Here is a 15356-nt window from a genome sequence, read left to right on the forward strand (position 1 = left end):
CCCGCGGCGTAGATGTCACACGGACCCTGCGTCGCGGCCTGCGACGGTGCGGACAGACCGGTCAGCAGACCGGCCGTGAGCGTGATCGCCGAGCCGACGGCCAGCGATGCCGTCTTCAGGCGTCGTAATGCGGAGATCATGATGACCTTTTTCGCCCTTCTGGTGGGGGTGTTTCCGGCTGTCGTATGTGCTCTTCTTGTTAGCGCTAACATTCACAACCGTGAGCCGCCGTCTCACAGTCATGCATGGGGATCGGTGCGCTCAGTTTTGACTTCTGACTCTCCCGCGTCAAGGCCCGATTTCCGGCCGCGGTGGAAATCGCGGTGGAAATTCCACGCCCGCGGCCGGTGCGATCGGGCGGTCAGTAGACGTAGGGCCAGCCCGCGCTGTCCCAGCCGAGCTTGTTGATGCCGAGACGCGAGGAGCCGTCGTCGGCGTACCAGTGGTAGAAGAGGATGTCTCCGTCGTTGTCGGCGAGGACCGACTGGTGCCCGGGGCCGTGGATGCTCCCGTGCCCGGCCAGCACCTGCGTGCCGCCTCCCGAGGTCATCGCCGTCCCGTTGCGGTCGACGTACGGTCCGGTGACCGAGGTGGAACGGCCCACCATGATCCGGTACGTGCTCGACGCGCCCTTGCAGCACAGGTCGAAGGAGACGAACTGGTAGTAGTAGCCGCCGTGCCGGTAGATGAAGGGCGCCTCGGTCGCTCCGCCGTTACGGCCCGAGATGCTGAGGATGGTGCTGTTCAGCCGCTTCCCGGTCGCCGGGTCGAGCTGGACCATCTTGATCCCCGACCAGAACGAGCCGAAGTCGAGCCACCAGCGGCCCTGGTCGTCGACGACGAGGTTGGGGTCGATGGCGTTCCAGTTGTCGGAGGTGTTCGACTCGATGACCAGGCCCTGGTTGGTCCACGACCCCGACGCCCCGGTCGTGCTCGTCGCCAGGAAGATCCCCGAGTGGTTGGAGCCGAACGTCGAGGCGGCGTAGTACATGTAGTACCTGCCGTTGACGTACGTGATGTCCGGCGCCCACAGCGTGTTGCCGCCGTTGGTGTAGGCATGGGTCCACGAGGCCCCGCCGGGGAAGGCCACGCCCGCGTTGCGCCAGGCGGTCCGGTCGGTCGAGGTCTTGAGCGCGATGTTGTCGCCGGTGTACGCGAGCAGGTAGGAGCCGTCCGGCTTCTTGGTCACCTCGGGGTCGTGCGCGCTGACGTCGCCGGTCACGTAGCCCGGGTCGGGGTAGGAGACGAGCTTGACGAGCTGCCACTGCTGGTTGGCGCCGCCCAGGTCGGTGTACTGGGAGATGCGGCCGGCGTCGGCGGTGGACCACTCCCAGACTTCGAGCGCCTTGCCGCTGTTGCGGTTGATGAGCTTGACGTAGCCGCCGTCGGTGTCGACGACCCGGAACTGCTGGTTGGTGGCGTTCTTGTCGGCGTACTGGATGACGTCGGCCCCGTCGGCGGTCGAGCGGCCGGAGATGTCCACGACCTTGCCGCTGTGACGCGACTTCAGGCGGTAGTAGCCGCCGCCGGAGTCGACGAACTGCCACTGCTGCCAGGCGCCGTCGTTGCGGGAGTACTGCACCAGCGGCGCGCCGTCGTTGGTGGCCCAGTTGTAGACGTCCAGAGCCTTGCCGCTGTTGCGGTTGACCAGCACGTACGACGCGTTCGTGTCGATCGTCGCCGCTTTCGCCGGGCCGGTCAGGACGAACCCGAGGCTCAGGGCCAGGAGCAACGTGAGCGCCGACGCCAGAGCGCCGCGTACCGGTGAACGGGCTTTCATGAGGGATGCCTCCTAGTGTGAGCGTTAACATCGCGACGCGTGAGTGCCGGGGCTCCGTGTGCGGTCACCGGCACGTGCCTGTGCCGGTGTCCCGGTGAGGCGCTTGTAGGGTGCTGGTCGTGACCGGCGAGACCGACCTGCGCGAACTGCTGACCTCGATGCGCCCGCGGCCGAACCCCGGGCGTTACGTGTTCACCACCGTCGACGGCGACATCCCGCCGGGGGTCCGTCCGGTCGCCACGGTCGCCGAGCAGGAGGGGCTCACGCTGGTCGTGCCCCAGCGGGACGCCGACGCGGCGGGCCTCGAATACGACTACGTGGCAGGGTGGATCACGCTGGGGGTCCACTCGGCGCTCGACGCGGTCGGGCTGACCGCCGCCGTCGCGCGGGAACTCGCCGCGGCGGGGCTGAGCTGCAACGTCGTCGCCGGTTTCTATCATGATCACCTGTTCGTGCCGTACCAGCACGCCGCCCGGGCGGTCGGCGTGCTGGAGGACCTGTCGCGACGGTCGGCCCGGTCCCGGCGGCGGGAAGGGGAGCCGCCGCCGGGACCGGACGTCGCAGGGGACATCGCGGGGGACATCGCGGGGGACATCGCAGGGGACGCGGGCCGGGTCTACCGGTAGACGATGTCCGACGACGAGTAGAGGCAGTTGACGCCGTCGGCGCCGCTGCCGATCCTTGTCGGCTCCCCGCTGGTCACGCCCTTGTACTTGTCGCAGACGACGACCTTCCTGCTGCCGTCGTTCACGATCGTGATCTGCGAGAAGCGCGCCGTGTCGCCGTAGTTGGTGTTGATGCCGGCGAGGACCTTGCCCGGCGTGGTCGCGGTGACGTTCTGGATCACGACGTTGCGCTTGTACTGCTTGGAGCAGTTGCCGCAGGACCGGTAGAGCTTGCCGAAGTTCTGCACCTGGAAGTTCTTGATGACCATGGTGCCCGGGCCGTTGTGCTGGAAGACCTTGTCGCTGGCGGCCCGCGCGCCGCCGCCGTCGACGGTCATCGTCTGCGACGACGAGGTGCCCTTGAAGGTCGCCGCGTCCTCGCCGACGTCCTCCCACCACACGTTCTGCAGCGTGCAGGTGCCCATGCAGTGGACGCCGTCGGCGGCGGGGGAGCCGAGGATGACGTTCTTCAGGACGGCGCCGTCGGCCAGCTTGAAGAGCGGCGACTGGCCCTCCTGCTGACCGCCCGAGCCCAGGGCGCCGGTGCCGTAGTAGCGCTTGAGTTTCCCGTCGTACGTCCCCGAGACGCTGATCGTCGCGCCGACGGCCTGCTGGCCGCTCGGGGAGGGCCAGGAGGCCAGCCGCGCCGCGGCCAGCGAGGCGGCCAGTGAGGTGGCAGGTGCGGCGGCGGGTGCGGCGGCGGGTGCTGCGGCCGGGACCGACGACGCGGAGGCGCCGCCGGCCGGTGCGGCCGCGAGCGCGATCCCCGCCGCCGAGGCGGCGACGAGCGCCGTACGGAGTCTTGCGAACGTGGTCATTCACACTCCAGTGAGGGACACGGCGGTGAGACCGCCGTGCGCGGTGGCGCCGGCCGAGGGTGCCCGGCCGGCCTGTTCGGATGTGCGAACCGGACGCGGGCAGCGGAACAGGCCCGGGCACACCGGATCCGTGGAGCCGGCGACCTGTTCGCTTCCCGTGTCCGCGGGGCGGCGATCCCGCCCGGTTCACCCTGATCGAGCCGTGGACCATGACGACGGACACGACGACGTGACGTGACGGTCCAGGCACGTGAAACACACGGCCCGCCGCGTCGCCGGACGCGGCACGCGCGTGCCACTTCCGGCGACCCCCGCCGCCACCACCACCCAGGCAGGGGAGCCGTCTCGGGACAGTGTGAAAACGACCATGAAGGGTGTCAAGGCACGAGAGACGCTTGCCCGGTCCCGCCGCTCGTGACTCGGTGGCGGCCGAGGCGACCGGCCCGGAAGTCGCACAGGTACGGCGCGTGCCGGGCCACCGGCGCGTGGCGCCGGGCTCCGCCCCGCACCGGAGGCCGATCCTCTGGAAGTTTCATGGATCTTCGCCCGGGCCGCCGTCCCACGGTGACCTGGCACGCGCCCTCTCCCGGTCTCCGGGGAGGATAGGTTGGCTCCCGATCATCTGGCGCGAGTCGCTCCTGGGAGGTGCGGGACGTGGTGCCGTCCGTACTCGGCGGTCGTTACGAGCTGGAGGACCTGATCGGCCGGGGCGGGATGGGCGAGGTCTGGCGGGGCCGGGACCTACGGGCCCACCGCCCGGTCGCGGTCAAGATCCTCGCGCCGCAGGTCGCCGGGCTCGCCTCGCGGGAGCGCTTCGCCCGGGAGGCCCGCGCCGCCGCGCGGATCGTCCACCCCAACGTGGTGACCGTGCTGGACGTCGGCGAGGAGGACGCCCGGCCCTACCTGGTGATGGAACTGCTCACCGGCCGCAGCCTGGCCGAGGAACTGGCCGACCGGGGCCGCTACTCCGTGGCTGAGGCGTGCGACCTGACGAGCCAGGCCGCCGCCGGGCTGGACGCCGCGCATCGCGCGGGGGTCGTGCACCGGGACGTCAAGCCCGCCAATCTGCACCGTACGGCGAGCGGCGCGCTCAAGGTGGTCGACTTCGGCGTCGCACAGGTCGCGACGGAGGCGGCGCGGCTCACCGCGGTGGGCGCCTTCGTCGGCACCGCCGCCTACCTCGCTCCCGAACAGATCGAGGGCCGGGGGGCCGGGGCGGCCTGTGACCTCTACGCCCTGGGGTGCGTCTGCTACGAGCTGCTGTGCGGGCAGCCGCCGTTCACCGGTTCGGCTCCGGAACTGGTGTACCGGCACATCCACCAGGATCCGGTGCCGCCGAGCCGGCACCGGCCGGACATCCCGGCCGAGCTGGAGCGGCTGATCCTCGCGCTGCTGGCCAAGGACCCCGCCGCCCGCCCCGCCGGCGCGGAGGCCGCGCGCCGGGTCCTCGCCGCCGTCGCCCTCGCCACCGGACAGGCCCCGCACCCGGCCGCCTCGCATCCGTCCGGGTCGCATCCGTCCGGGTCGTACCCGGCCGCCTCGCATCCGTCCGGGTCGTTCCCCGCCGGCGCTTCCGGAAGCACAGGCGTTTCCGGAAGCGCCGGGACGGCGACGCCGCCCGGGTCCCACACCTTCCCCGGACGGATGTCCGGCGAGAACGCGGCCGCGGCCGGGATCTTCCCGGGAAACCCGGGGGACTCCGGCGGGGGTGGCGCCCGCGCGGGGGACACCGCGCTGCTGGACGTCCCCTCCTTCGACGGGCCGCCGTCCGGCGGGCGGCGATTCGACGGGCCGCTTGGCGGGCCGCCGTACGGGGGGCCGTCGCCGGGCGGGCCGTCCGGGCCGCCGGTGGCGGGCGGGTCGCCCGAGCGGCGGACGCTCATCCGGCTCGGCGCGGCGGTGGGGGGACTGGCAGTGATCGTCATCGGGGTGGCGGCGCTGTCCGGCCCCGGAGGGCCGAGCGGCTCCACCGCCGCCGCCCCCACGGCGACGGCCACCCGCGCCGAGACCTCACCCGCTCCGGCGCGGACCGCCTCGCCGCGCCCGACGCCCCGGCCCGCGACACCGAGGGCGTCCAGCAGGCCGACGGCCGCGCCCACCCCGGCCGCGCGCCGTGTCTACGGGGGATATCAGGAGTGGCTGGCCGCGTTCGACCACGCCGTACAGGAGCAGGAGAGCCAGGGCGGCATCGAGCAGGGGCTGGCCCGCCGGGCGCACGACACGATCAGGAAGGCGGCCAGGGATCTTCTCCACGACCGGGGCAGGGGCAGGGGAGACAAGGGCGCGAGGCGGGTCTACGACCTGGTTCGCGAGCTACAGAAGGCGCATGGCGACGGCCGCCTCGCCGACGGCCCGCTGACGAGCTTCCTGAACACCACCGGCGTCGGCACCGGCGGCGGCGCGGGCCACCGCCCGCGCTGACCGTATCCGCGACGCCCGGGACACCGCGACGCCTGGGACACCGCGACGCCCGGGACCTCCGGGCGTTCGGAACGCGCGGACCTCGGAACGCAGGGGCTCTGCGAGCCGCCCGGGGGATCAGCGGGGAGGGCGGCGACCGGATTCTCCGGCCGGGCCGGTGTCTGCGGCCGACCTGGTGTCTCTGGCTGCCCCGGTGTCTCCGGCCGGCCCGGTGTCGCGGGTCCAGGAGCCGAGCACCAGCAGGGTCTTGGTGCCGGTCACGTCACCGGCCCGGCGCAGGCGATCGATCACCTGCTGAAGGTGGCTCAGGTCGCGCACGCGGACGTGGATGAGCGCGTCCGGGTCGCCGGCGATCGTGAACACCTCCTGCACCTCGGGCACGTCCGTCGCGGTGCGGATGATCTTCGAGACCGGGGTCGTGCCGGGATACCGCAGTTCGGTGAACGCCTCGATGCCCCAGCCGAGCTTGGCGTAGTCGACCCGCACGGTGAAGCCGGTGATGACGCCGATCTCACGCAGCCGGTCGACGCGCCGCTTCACCGCGGCCACCGAGAGGCCGATCTCGGCCGCCATCTCCGAGAAGGTCCTGCGCCCGTCCTCGCGCAGCAGGCGTAGCACCTGGTGGTCGATCTCGTCTATCTCCGCGATGGGGCCACCTCCGTAACCGACGCAAAGAACAGTACTCATATGAGAGCGATTCTTCATAGTTTTGCGTCGTGGCCGCCGTCTGCCGCGCCGTGCTTGCGTACGGGGCGGGAGATTGCTGTGCTGTGGGTCACCCCCCAGTAGCCCAGGAGGTTCGCGTGAGTGTGAGCATGTCTCCGCGTCCCGTCTCGCTCGACGACAGGTACGCCGCCGAGAGCGGCACCGTGCTGATGTCGGGCGTCCAGGCGCTGGTCCGCCTGACCCTTGAGCAGCGCCTCCTGGACGAGGCGCGCGGCCTGGACACGCGGGTCTTCGTCTCCGGATATCCGGGCTCGCCGCTCGGCGGGGTCGACCTGGAGATGGCGCGGGCCGCGCGGTTCCTGGCGGCGGCGGGCGTGGTGGCCAGGCCCGCGCTGAACGAGGAGCTCGCCGCGACGGCGGTCGCCGGCACGCAGTTGCTCGACCAGCTGCCGGGCCGCCGGCACGAGGGCGTGACCGGCTTCTGGTACGGCAAGAACCCCGGCCTCGACCGCGCCGCGGACGCGATCCGGCACGGCAACATCGCCGGCACGGCGGCGCTCGGCGGCGCGGTGGCCTGGATCGGCGACGACCCCGGCAGCAAGTCGTCGACCGTCCCCAGCACGTGCGAGCCGATGTGCCAGAGCCTGACGATGCCGCTGTTCGCCCCCGGTTCGGTGGCGGAGATCATCGAGCTCGGGCTGCACGCCGTGGCGCTGTCGCGGGCCACCGGCCTGTGGGCCGGAATGAAGATCGTCACCGACGTCGCCGACTCCTCGGCGACCGTCGACCTCGGGCCGCTTCGTGCGGGCGTCCCCGCGCCGGACCGCACCCCCCGTGGGGCGCCGCCCACCCTGGTCGGCCCGGCCTCGCTCGACGCCGAGCACGACATGCTCACCCGCCGGCTCGGCCTGGCCCGCGAGTACGCCCGCGCCCAGGGCCTCAACCGGGTGACGCACGACGCGCCGCGGGCCACGACGGGCGTGCTCGCGTCCGGCACCTCCTACGCGGTGGTCCTGCGCGCCCTCGCCGATCTCGGTCTGGACGAGACCGCGATGGACGACCTCGGCCTGCGGCTCATCCGGCTCGCGATGCCCTACCCTCTCGCGTACGACCACCTCGCGGACATGGCCGCCGGCCTCGACCGGGTGCTGGTGGTCGAGGACAAGGTGCCGTTCCTGGAGGGCCACCTCAAGCAGGCGTTGTACGACACCGATCACCGGCCCGACGTCGTGGGCCGCGAACTGCTGACCGCCCGCGGCGCGCTCGCCGCCGAGGACGTCGCCGAGGCGCTCGCCGTCTGCCTCGGCAGGGAGCGGCTGCCCCGCCGCCCGGTCGCCCTGTCCGCCCGCCCGGCGGCGCGTCCCCTGCTGCCGCTGGTGGCGGCCCGCACCCCGTACTTCTGCTCGGGCTGCCCGCACAACATCTCCACCCGCGCCTCCGACGACACGCTGGTCGGCCCCGGCATCGGCTGCCACGCGATGGTCGCGCTGCACACCGAGGGGCGCGGCAGGCAGGTCGGCATCACGCAGATGGGCGGCGAGGGCGCCCTGTGGTTCGGCCTGGCTCCCTTCACCTCCGACCGGCACTTCACCCAGAACCTCGGCGACGGCACCTTCCACCACTCGGGCTCGCTGGCGATTCGCGCGGCCGTTGCCGCCGAGGTCCCGATCACGTACAAGCTGCTCTACAACGACGCGGTGGCGATGACCGGCGGCCAGCGCGCCGAGGGCCGTCTCGACGTGCCCGCGCTCACCCGGTCGCTGGCCGCCGAGGGGGTGCGCCGGATCGTGGTCACCACGCCCGAGCCGGAGACCTACCGCGGCGTCCGGCTGGCGCCGATCGCGTCCGTGCGGCACCGCGACGACCTCCCGGCGGTGGAACGGGAACTCGCCGAGGTCGACGGGGTGACCGTGCTGATCCACGACGACCGCTGCGCGGCGGAGGAGCGGCGGCTGCGCAAACGCGGCAAACTGCCCACGCCGACGGCCAAGGTGGTGGTCAACGAGCGGGTGTGCGAGGGCTGCGGCGACTGCGGCGACGCCTCCACCTGCCTGTCGGTCCAGCCGGTCGAGACCGAGTTCGGCCGCAAGACCCGCATCCACCAGGCGTCGTGCAACTCCGACCTGAGCTGCCTCAAGGGCGACTGCCCGTCGTTCCTGCTCGTCGAGCCCCGTCCGCGCTCCCAGGCCCGGGACGCGGTGCCCGCGCCGCCGGTCGCGCTGACCGAGCCGGCGCCGAGGTTCTCCGGGCGGCCGGTGCTGCTGCGGCTGCCCGGCATCGGCGGCACCGGCGTGGTCACCGTCTCGCAGATCCTCCAGATGGCCGCGCACCTGGACGGCCTGCACGCCGCCGGGCTCGACCAGACCGGGCTGGCGCAGAAGGGCGGCCCGGTCGTCAGCGACGTGCGCGTCTCCCCGCACCCGATCACGGGCTCGGTGCGCGCCACCCGGGGCGCGGCCGACGTCCTGCTCTGCTTCGACGTGCTCGGCGCCGCCGCGGACGGCACCCTCGCCGTCGCCTCGCCCGGGCGCACGGTCGCCGTCGTGAACACCGCCATCGTGCCGACGGCCGCCATGATCTCCGGCCGCGCCGCGCTTCCCGGGCCCGAGGAGGCGCTCGCCCGCCTGGAGTCGGTCACCGTGCCGGGCGGCAACGTCCACCTGGACGCGGGCGCGCTGTCCGACGCGCTGTTCGGCGACCACATGCCCGCCAACCTCCTGCTGGTGGGCGCGGCCTACCAGCACGGCTGCCTGCCGTTCTCGGCGGACGCGATCGAGCGGGCGATCAGGCTCAACGGCGCCGCGGTCGAGACGAACCTCGCCGCCTTCCGGTGGGGCCGGGCCGCCGTGCTGGACCGCGAGGCCGTGTTCCGGGCCGCGATCCCGGGGACGTTCGTCCCTGAGGAGAACGCGGAGGGGAACGCGGACGAGACCCTGGAAGACGCGCTGGCCGTGCGGATCGCCGACCTGACCGGATACCAGAACGCCGGGTACGCCGGGTCGTACGCCCGCGAGGTGCGCCGGGTGGCGGCCCTCGCCGCCGAGCGCGCGGGGGAGAAGGCGGGCGACCGGATCGCGATCGCGTACGCGCGGGGGCTGCACAAGCTGCTGGCGTACAAGGACGAGTACGAGGTCGCGCGGCTGCACCTCGACCCGGTGGAGCGCGCCAGGCGCGAGCGGGAGTTCGGCGCGGACGCCGACGTGTCGGTGCTGCTGCATCCGCCGCTGCTGCGGGCGATGGGCCTGAAGCGGAAGATCAGGCTGCGCCGATCGGCCGGCGTCGTGTTCCGCGGGCTGCGGGCCGCCCGCGCGCTGCGCGGCACCGCGGCCGACGTGTTCGGGTACGCCGCCGTCCGCAGGGTGGAGCGCACGCTGCCCGGGGAGTACCGCGAGCTGGTGCGGCGGGCCCTCGACCGGCTCACCCCGGCGAACGCCGCCGCCGTCGCCGAGATCGCCGCGCTGCCGGACATGATCCGCGGCTACGAGGGCATCAAGCTCGCCAGGGTGGCCGAGTTCCGCGACCGGGCCGCGGCCCTTCTCGCCCGGCTGGACGACCCATCACCCGTGGAGGAGCAGTGACCGTCGAGCGGCTGCTGCCCGGGCAGGACGCCCGGGACCTGATCGAGCTGACCCGGGAGATCGCCGACAAGGAGCTCGCCCGCCGGGCCGACGAGCACGAGCGCGCCGAGACCTATCCCGAGGGGCTGTTCGCCACGCTCGGCTCCGCCGGGCTGCTCGGCCTGCCCTATCCGGAGGAGTACGGCGGGAGCGGCCAGCCGTACGAGGTGTATCTCCAGGTGATCGAGGAACTCGCGGCGCGGTGGGCGGCCGTCGCGGTCGCGGTCAGCGTCCACACGCTGGCCTGCTTCCCCCTGGCGGCGTACGGCACGGCAGAGCAGCGGGAGCGCTGGCTGCCGGACATGCTGGCCGGGCGGCTGATCGGCGGCTACAGCCTGTCGGAGCCGCAGGCCGGCTCGGACGCCGCCGCCCTGGCGTGCAAGGCCGAGAAGACCGAGGGCGGCTACCGGATCACCGGCACCAAGGCGTGGATCACGCACGGCGGCCGGGCGGACTTCTACGCGTTGTTCGCCCGCACCGGCCCGGGCCCGCGCGGCGTCTCCTGCTTCCTCGCGCCCGGGGCGGCCGAGGGCCTGACGTTCGGCCGCCCCGAGGAGAAGATGGGCCTGCACGCCATCCCGACCACCACCGCGCACTGGGACGGCGCGCTGATCGAGGCGGACCGGCTCGTCGGCGCGGAGGGACAGGGCCTCTCCATCGCCTTCGGGGCGCTCGACTCCGGCAGGCTGGGCATCGCCGCCTGCGCGACCGGCCTCGCCCAGGCCGCGCTCGACGAGGCCGTCGCGTACGCCAAGGAGCGTGAGACGTTCGGCAAGAAGATCATCGACCACCAGGGGCTCGGCTTCCTGCTCGCCGACATGGCCGCCGGAGTCGACGCCGCCCGCGCCACCTACATCGACGCGGCCCGCCGCCGCGACGCCGGCCTGCCGTACAGCAGGCAGGCCAGCGTCGCCAAGCTGGTCGCGACCGACACCGCGATGCGGGTCACCACCGACGCGGTCCAGGTCTTCGGCGGGTACGGCTACACGCGCGAGTTCCGGGTCGAGCGCTACATGCGCGAAGCGAAGATCATGCAGATCTTCGAGGGCACCAACCAGATCCAGCGCCTCGTCATCAGCCGCCACCTCGCCAGGTAGCTCATCGACCTGGTCGAAGCGCCACCGTCACTGGAGCCTGTAGACCCAGTACGCTCCCTGCCGGCCGGAGATGGCGTACGGCGTGCTTACAGCAGCCGGATAGCCGTACGTCGTGGGGATCTTGTTGCCCCGTGTCCTGTCCCGGGAGGCCTCGGGGGTGTCGTAGACGCTCTCGACGGTGATGGGGACCTTGCTCCCGGCCTGCTGGGCCGCGGCGAGGAGGTCACTGTGGAAGATCTGGAGGCGGGCCTTGCAGCCCGTGCACGGCCCGATGTTGCTGATCAGGATGACCTGGATGCTTTGGGCGGCGACGCCGAGTCCTTGATCGGTGATCCACTCGTAGGCGTCGAGCAGAGTGGTGACCTCGCTGTCCTGCTGCGAGAGCTTGGCCTCGTCCAGGCTGATCTCCGCGGGACGTGCGGCGCCGTCTGCCGTCGTGAGGGTGTACCAGCCCTGGCCGGACCTGGGTGCTGCGACCGGGGTCAGGTAACAGTTCTCACCGTCGCCCTCGGACGGGATGTTGCCGTCGACGATCACCATCATGCGGGAGTACAGCCCGGGTTCCCCTACTTGATGGTCCTTTGCGGCGCATTCGTGGAGTATGCCCAGTTCTCGCACGATTGCCTGGGTTCGCGGGTCAGGGTTTTGGGCGTGAGTATGTGACATCGTTGTCCTCTTCGATCCGGGGACTCCACCTTCTCACCAAGAAAGAGGGAATCAAGGGCGGCCGTTGTCCGCTTCCGGCCAGGTCGGTTGTGCGGCTCAGCTGATCCAGTCGACGAAAACGCCGATGGGCACGCACGCGGCGAGGCCGAGCGCGAAGAAGAGCAACTGCTCGCGCCGCTGCTTCTCGCAGGAAAGCGTGTACGGCCGCGGCTTTACTTCTGGATATTGCGGCCGGCTGTTCATGCGCGGCAGCCGGCGCATTATGTCCCGGCAGGTCTACGCAATCGTCATCATCCTCGTGGCCGGTTTCCGCCCGTACCCTCGTGGTGAAGCGATGCAATGAGGGCATGACGGTCAGACGGTCTCGAGTCCTGCGCACGGCGGTGGCGTCGGCTGCGCTCCTGGCGTCCGCCATCGCGGGTGCCGCCCTGGCCTCCGCGCGCACCGATGCGCGGCCCCCGCAGCGTCTCCCTGTCGCAGCGGGAGAGCCTCCGCCGGATCTCTCCTCGGCGGCCGCGTCCCCGTCGGCGCGCCGCGGCCGGCGGCTACTGCGAGCGCTCCTCTTGGCACTGCTCCTCGCCGGCATCGCAGCCGCCGCGTGGGGCGCCCTGTCGCCGCTGTCGCTTGACTGGGTGCGCTGGACGCTGGCTGGCCTGGCCCTGGCCGCGACGGCATCCCTGACGATCGCCTTCCTGGTCGGGCCCGCGGCTCGGTACCTATCTGGCGAACGCAGACCACTCACCGAAATCGAGCGTACGCAGATGACCGCGAGTGAGCGGGTGGAAGCCCTCAACGCCGCCCGCCACACTCTGATCCAGGCTGCCACCGGCCTCGTCGTCATCGGTGGTGTCGCCTTCACCGCACTCGGCCTTTGGTACACCGCCCGTACTGTTGAAACTGCCCGGGAAAGCCAGATCACCGATCGCTACACCAAGGCCGTCGAACAACTCGGCTCCACCAAACAGGACGTACGCCTAGGCGGCATCTACGCACTCCAGCGCTTGGCCGCCGACTCCCCCCCGCGACAAAGACACCATCCGCAATGTGCTGGCAGCCTTCGTTCGCAATCACGACTTCTGCGCCTTAACCGGACAGGCGAAGCCCCTCAAGGACTGCACTGCTTCGGACCGAGATGCTATCGCCGAGATGCCGCGTACCAGGCCAGGGGCCGACGTACACGCAGCTCTCATCATCGCCCCCACGCTCGCTGATCACACTGATTTCAATGCTTATGCTGACTTCTCGCGAGTGCGCTTCCCGCGAGCCGATCTGAGCCGCATGGCATTGAGCGACACGTTCATGACGGACGCGAATGGGAGGGCCGTCTACCTCCCCACCATCGACCTGAGCGGGGCGATGCTGATGGGTGCGGACCTGTACGACGCAATGCTGATCGGGACGATCCTCGAGGAAGCGGACCTGCGCGGGGCGTTTCTGAGAGATGCGAACTTGAAAGGCGCGGACTTGAGTTTTTCGGATCTGCGTTGGGCGGACTTGCGGGGCGCGGCCCTTGAACAGGGAAAACTGCACTGGGCGAACCTGACAGGGGCAGACCTGAGGGGGGCGCACTTGGACGGTGCGGACTTAACCGGCGCAAACCTGCACGGTGTACGTGGAATGACCGAAAAGCAGATACGGGCAGCAGCCATCGTCGATTCGGCGACGCAGTTCTGAGGGCGCTCGGCAAAGCCCATCACGTGCGCGGCCAATTTCGCGGGTGCCGGCCAGATCCAGCACCTCGTCATCAGCCGCCACCTCGCCCGCTGACGGCCGCGTGCGGCGCCGGGCCCACGCGTTAGCCTCGTTCCGGAGTCTCATGCCTGGACGACGCGGAGAAAGGTGCGTGCGGCGGATGACCGAGGCAGACCCGCACATCCATGTTGAGCAGAAGGTCATGCAGGCCGGTGCCGGCTACCGCAATCTGCTCGCGTCGTCGCTGGGGCGCGCGCCCGACGCGCCGGGCGTCGTCACCACCGGATGCGGACTGCAGGTGCCCTACGCGATGACCTCGCCCCGCCCGGAGAGCGTCACCTGCCTCGCGTGCCGCGAGCACGCGCACCGGGAGCACCTGCGCTACGCCGAGCAGGTGGAGCGCCTGGGCCGGATGCCCGGCGCCCCCGTGACCGGCGCCCAGGCGGCCGAGGCCGCGCGATGGGCCCGGGACCTCGCGAAGCGGTTCTCCGGCTGACGCCCCCACCGGGCCACCCGCGCGATGCCTCTTTCGATCACGGCGTACCGTGGTGCGAGTTATGTCCCTTAGAGAGCTTTTTGGGGGAATCGTGGGGAAGCCGGTTCTGCAGATCGTCGTCGCCAGCACGCGTCCGGGGCGGACGGGGCTGCCGGTCGCGCGGTGGTTCCGGGAGCGCGCGGCGGCGCACGACGCCTTTGAGGTCGAGCTCGTCGACCTGGCGGAGGTGAACCTCCCGTTCCTGGACGAGCCCCACCACCCCCGGCTGCGGCAGTACGTCAACCAGCACACCAAGGAGTGGAGTGCGACCGTCGAACGCGGCGACGCGTTCGTGTTCGTCACGCCGGAGTACAACTACGGCTTCAACGCGGTGCTGAAGAACGCCATCGACTACCTGCACCACGAGTGGCAGTACAAGCCGGTCGGGTTCGTCAGCTACGGCGGCGTCTCCGCCGGGACGCGCGCGGTGCAGATGCTCAAGCAGGTCGTCACCACGCTGAAGATGGTGCCGGTGTCCGAGGCGGTCTCGATCCCGTTCGTCGCCCGGTTCCTCGACGAGGAGGGCCGCCTGCGGCCCAACGACGTCATGGACGGTGCGGCGGACGCGATGCTGGCCGAGCTCGCCCGGCTGGCCGCCGCGCTGCGGGACCTGCGCCCCGCCGCCTGACGCCCGCATCCCGGCCGGGAATCCGACCCGGAAGGGTCACCCGGGCAGGGAGCCGGTCTCGGGGTCCCGTCCGGTCAGGCAGTAGATCCCGCCGGCCGGGTCGCGCATGACGATCCAGTGCCGCCCGCGCGCCACGAACGCCGCCCCGTGCCGCTCGTGCCGTACGCGGGCGGCCTCGGGGTCGGCGCAGGCCAGGTCGAGGTGAGCGGTGCGGCCCGGCCCGTCGCCGAGCCGCTGCAGCAGGAGGCGTACGGGCATGCCCGGGCTTCTCAGCACCGTGAACTCGGGCAGCGAGCCGCTGAGCGGGGGCCATCCGGTCAGCGCCGCCCAGAACGCCACCTCCTCGTCGTACGCGCCGGGCGCGATGTCGAGGCAGACCTGGTCGAGGCGGGTGGCGGCGACCACGGGCGGCCGCCGGGCCGCCCCCTCCCACGGCGTGAGGCAGAACGCCCTGCCCTCGGGGGAGCGGAGCCCGGCCCAGCCGCCGTGGTCGGCCGCGACGGCGGCGCCGAGCGCGACGGCCCTGGCCAGCTCCGCGCGGACGTCGTCCACCTCCAGATCGACGTGGGCTCCGCCGCCGTCCCGCACCGCCTGGAGCTTCACGCAGGCGTCGCCGTCCTCCGGCAGCAGCGTGGCCCACTCTCCGTCGTCACCCCTGGGGGCCGACAGCCGGGTGCCGGTGACGGCGGTCCAGAACGCCGCGCCCGCCGCGAAACGGTCGCGCGGCCGGTCGACGAAGGCCACGATCCAGCGCACCATGAGCGGGAGCCT

14 protein-coding genes are annotated in these 15356 nt (G+C 71.8%); 7 read left to right on the forward strand and 7 right to left on the reverse strand.

Going from position 1 to position 15356, the window contains the following annotated elements:
- Positions 1-361 precede the first annotated feature (361 nt).
- On the reverse strand, positions 362-1780 hold the full coding sequence (locus tag Mam01_RS27285) for a family 43 glycosylhydrolase (RefSeq protein WP_239101662.1): 1419 nt from the start codon (positions 1778-1780) through the stop codon (positions 362-364).
- Between the two features lie 119 nt (positions 1781-1899).
- On the opposite strand from Mam01_RS27285, the gene Mam01_RS27290 reads away from it, so the two are divergent.
- On the forward strand, positions 1900-2406 hold the full coding sequence (locus Mam01_RS27290; RefSeq protein ID WP_204288029.1) for an ACT domain-containing protein: 507 nt from the start codon (positions 1900-1902) through the stop codon (positions 2404-2406).
- Here the strand turns inward: Mam01_RS27290 and Mam01_RS27295 are convergent.
- Positions 2397-3263, reverse strand: a complete 867-nt coding sequence (locus tag Mam01_RS27295) for a pectate lyase (RefSeq protein WP_204288030.1) — start codon at positions 3261-3263, stop codon at positions 2397-2399. The genes Mam01_RS27290 and Mam01_RS27295 overlap by 10 nt on opposite strands.
- A gap of 654 nt (positions 3264-3917) precedes the next feature.
- Here Mam01_RS27295 and Mam01_RS27300 point away from each other — a divergent pair.
- Positions 3918-5684, forward strand: coding sequence for a serine/threonine-protein kinase (locus tag Mam01_RS27300; RefSeq protein ID WP_204288031.1), 1767 nt, complete (start codon positions 3918-3920; stop codon positions 5682-5684).
- Positions 5685-5801: 117 nt separating this feature from the next.
- On the opposite strand, the gene Mam01_RS27305 is transcribed toward Mam01_RS27300, so the two are convergent.
- Positions 5802-6371 (reverse strand): Lrp/AsnC family transcriptional regulator, encoded by a 570-nt coding sequence (locus Mam01_RS27305; RefSeq protein ID WP_239101663.1) that lies wholly within the window; start codon positions 6369-6371, stop codon positions 5802-5804.
- 116 nt (positions 6372-6487) lie between these two features.
- On the opposite strand from Mam01_RS27305, the gene Mam01_RS27310 reads away from it, so the two are divergent.
- Both Mam01_RS27310 and Mam01_RS27315 read left to right on the forward strand, forming a co-directional pair.
- Positions 6488-9928, forward strand: a complete 3441-nt coding sequence (locus tag Mam01_RS27310; RefSeq protein WP_204288032.1) for an indolepyruvate ferredoxin oxidoreductase family protein — start codon at positions 6488-6490, stop codon at positions 9926-9928.
- The gene (locus Mam01_RS27315) at positions 9925-11064 is read left to right on the forward strand and encodes an acyl-CoA dehydrogenase family protein (RefSeq protein WP_204288033.1); all 1140 of its coding nucleotides are present in this window, start codon (positions 9925-9927) and stop codon (positions 11062-11064) included. The genes Mam01_RS27310 and Mam01_RS27315 overlap by 4 nt, the downstream gene beginning before the upstream one ends.
- A 27-nt stretch (positions 11065-11091) precedes the next feature.
- Here Mam01_RS27315 and Mam01_RS27320 read toward each other — a convergent pair whose 3' ends face one another.
- The 3 genes from Mam01_RS27320 to Mam01_RS27330 all read right to left on the reverse strand — a co-directional run bounded on the left by Mam01_RS27320 (position 11092) and on the right by Mam01_RS27330 (position 12677).
- Positions 11092-11604: a hypothetical protein gene (locus Mam01_RS27320; RefSeq protein ID WP_204288034.1), complete on the reverse strand. Its 513-nt coding sequence runs from the start codon at positions 11602-11604 to the stop codon at positions 11092-11094.
- Positions 11605-11826: 222 nt separating this feature from the next.
- Positions 11827-11973 carry a hypothetical protein gene (locus tag Mam01_RS27325; RefSeq protein ID WP_204288035.1) on the reverse strand — a complete coding sequence of 49 codons (147 nt, stop codon included), beginning with the start codon at positions 11971-11973 and terminating at the stop codon, positions 11827-11829.
- A 473-nt stretch (positions 11974-12446) separates the two neighbouring features.
- Positions 12447-12677, reverse strand: coding sequence for a hypothetical protein (locus Mam01_RS27330; RefSeq protein ID WP_204288036.1), 231 nt, complete (start codon positions 12675-12677; stop codon positions 12447-12449).
- Between the two features lie 97 nt (positions 12678-12774).
- Between Mam01_RS27330 and Mam01_RS27335 the strand changes: the two genes are divergently transcribed.
- The 3 genes from Mam01_RS27335 (at position 12775) to Mam01_RS27345 (ending at position 14585) form a co-directional block, all read left to right on the forward strand.
- Complete coding sequence (locus Mam01_RS27335; RefSeq protein ID WP_239101664.1) at positions 12775-13404, forward strand: pentapeptide repeat-containing protein; 630 nt, start codon at positions 12775-12777, stop codon at positions 13402-13404.
- Between the two features lie 178 nt (positions 13405-13582).
- Positions 13583-13918, forward strand: coding sequence for a hypothetical protein (locus tag Mam01_RS27340; RefSeq protein WP_204288037.1), 336 nt, complete (start codon positions 13583-13585; stop codon positions 13916-13918).
- Between the two features lie 91 nt (positions 13919-14009).
- Positions 14010-14585: an NADPH-dependent FMN reductase gene (locus Mam01_RS27345; protein WP_239101665.1), complete on the forward strand. Its 576-nt coding sequence runs from the start codon at positions 14010-14012 to the stop codon at positions 14583-14585.
- Positions 14586-14621: 36 nt separating this feature from the next.
- On the opposite strand, the gene Mam01_RS27350 is transcribed toward Mam01_RS27345, so the two are convergent.
- Complete coding sequence (locus Mam01_RS27350; protein ID WP_204288039.1) at positions 14622-15344, reverse strand: VOC family protein; 723 nt, start codon at positions 15342-15344, stop codon at positions 14622-14624.
- Between the last annotated feature and the right edge of the window lie 12 nt (positions 15345-15356).

The organism is Microbispora amethystogenes (assembly GCF_016863015.1).
Lineage (GTDB): Bacteria > Actinomycetota > Actinomycetes > Streptosporangiales > Streptosporangiaceae > Microbispora > Microbispora amethystogenes.